The following is a 2,247-nucleotide window of genomic DNA, read 5'->3' as shown; positions in this document are numbered from 1 at the left end:
CGTGTGCGGCGGTCTGCTGCTCCTGCTGCAATCGCTCCCCGTGGTCGGTTCGGCGCTGATCGGCACGCTGGAGGACCGGGCCGGGAACTGGCAGCCGGAGACGAGCGGGGCGCAGGCCATCGTCATTCTCGGCAGCGGCCTGATCCGGCCGGTTGCGGCGTTCGGCGGCGAGACGGCGACCGACCGCACTTTGATCCGCTTGCGCCATGGTGCCCGGCTGGCGCGGGAGACGCAGTTGCCGGTGCTGGTCAGCGGGGGCCGGCCGCTGAATGCCGGGCATACCGAGGCGGCGGTGATGGCCAACATCCTGCGCGACGAATTCGGGGTGGCGGTGCGCTGGCGTGAGGAGCAAAGCCGGGATACGGCCGGCAATGCCCGTTTTTCGGCAGAAGTCCTGCGTGCAGCCGGGGTCGGGCGCGTCGTCCTGGTCACACAGGCCTTCCACATGCCGCGTGCCCGGCTGTTGTTCGAGGCGGCGGGGCTGCAGGTGATCCCGGCACCGGCCCACTTCGTCAGCAAGACGGGGGGCGGTTTCGCGGCCGGCGATCTGCTGCCCGGCGCATCGGCGCTGCACGATTCCTATTACGCCCTGCACGAGTGGCTGGGCATTGCCTGGGCGCGGCTTTCCGGCGTTTGAGGCGCTGGCCGCGAGGCCGGGCGCGAGGTGGAAGGATGCGTGGCGGGGTGATACCCTCGCAGTCTCGACAACAAGAATGCCAGGAGACTCCGATGCCCCACGCCATCCGTATCCATCAGACCGGCGGCCCCGAGGTTCTTTGCTGGGAAACGGTCGACCTGCCCGCCCCGGATCCCGGCGAAGCGACGGTGCGCCACCACGCGGTCGGCCTCAACTACATCGACATCTATCACCGTACCGGCCTCTATCCGCTGCCCTTGCCATCGGGCATCGGCCTGGAAGGCGCCGGGGTGGTCGAGGCGGTGGGTGAAGGCGTCACCGAGGTCAAGGTCGGCGACCGTGTGGCCTATGCCGGCGGGCCGGTCGGGGCTTACGCCGAGGTGCGCAACATTCCGGCGCATCGCCTGTTGATTTTGCCCGAGGGCATCGGTTTCGACACCGGTGCGGCGATGATGCTGCAAGGCCTGACCGCGGCCTACCTGTTGCGCAAGACTTTTTGCGTGCAGCCGGGCGATGCCGTGCTGATCCATGCCGCCGCCGGCGGCGTTGGGCTCATTGCCTGCCAGTGGGCCAAGGCGCTGGGCGCGACGGTGATCGGCACCGTCGGCTCGCCGGCCAAGGCGGAACTGGCCAGGGCGCACGGCTGCGACCATGTCATCGACTACACCACCGAGAACTTCACCCAGCGGGTGCGCGACATCACCCGGGGTGAAGGCGTGGCGGTCGTCTATGACGGCGTCGGCAAGGACACCTTTGCCGGCTCGCTCGACTGCCTGCGGCCGATGGGCATGATGGTTTCCTATGGCAACGCCTCCGGCCCGGTGCCGCCGGTCGACCTGATCCAGCTGTCGCAGAAGGGCTCGCTGTTCATCACCCGGCCGACCTTGATGACCTACACCGCCCGGCGGGCCGATCTGGTCGCCTTGGGCAGCGCGTTGTTCGACCGGGTCATCAGCGGCCAGGTGCGCATCGAGGTGAATCAGCGTTACGCCCTGCGTGACGCCGTCCAGGCGCATCGCGACCTCGAGGCGCGCAGGACCACCGGCTCAACCGTCCTGCTTCCATGATGGCCCGGATCAAAGCCGGACTCCTGTCGCTGCGCGACCTGTTTGCCACTGCCTGGTGGATCGTCCTGATCGTCGGCATCGGCTTTGCCGTGGCCTACCAGTTCGTTCAGCCGGCGCCGCCCAAGCGCATCGTGATCACGACCGGCGGCGAGTCGGGAGCCTATTACCAGTTCGCCCAGCGCTACGCCGCGATCCTGGCCCGCGATGGCATCACGCTGGAGGTGAAATCGTCGGCTGGCTCGCTGGAGAACCTCGCGCGCCTGAAGGCCGACGAAGCCCAGGTCGGATTTGTCCAGGGCGGTGTCATGCCGCCCAGGGAGGACCCGGATGCCGAGGACGATTCCGGCCTCCTGTCGCTCGGCAGCCTGTTCTACGAACCAGTCTGGGTTTTCTATCGCGGCGAGCGCGAACTGACCCGGCTGACCGACCTGCGCGGCAAGCGCATCGCCATCGGCCAGGAGGGCTCGGGCGTGCGCCAGCTGGCCCAGCAACTCCTCGCTGCCAGCGAGATCGTGGCGGGCTAGCACCTGGTGCCGCTCTCCG

3 protein-coding genes are annotated in these 2,247 nt (G+C 68.5%); all 3 read left to right on the top strand.

Features of this window, described 5'->3' with window-relative positions:
• On the top strand, positions 1-637 hold a 637-nt coding region (locus A6M56_RS11535; protein WP_286758137.1), incomplete at its 5' end, for a YdcF family protein.
• 92 nt (positions 638-729) lie between these two features.
• Positions 730-1,704 carry a quinone oxidoreductase family protein gene (locus A6M56_RS11530; RefSeq protein ID WP_286758136.1) on the top strand — a complete coding sequence of 325 codons (975 nt, stop codon included), beginning with the start codon at positions 730-732 and terminating at the stop codon, positions 1,702-1,704.
• Positions 1,701-2,228 (top strand): TAXI family TRAP transporter solute-binding subunit, encoded by a 528-nt coding sequence (locus tag A6M56_RS11525; protein ID WP_286758135.1) that lies wholly within the window; start codon positions 1,701-1,703, stop codon positions 2,226-2,228. Before A6M56_RS11530 ends, A6M56_RS11525 begins: the two co-directional genes overlap by 4 nt.
• The last annotated feature ends 19 nt before the right edge of the window (positions 2,229-2,247 follow it).

Source organism: Ralstonia sp. RL (genome assembly GCF_001683835.1).
Taxonomy (GTDB): domain Bacteria; phylum Pseudomonadota; class Gammaproteobacteria; order Burkholderiales; family Burkholderiaceae; genus Ralstonia; species Ralstonia mannitolilytica.
This window is presented reverse-complemented; position numbering and strand designations above follow the sequence as displayed.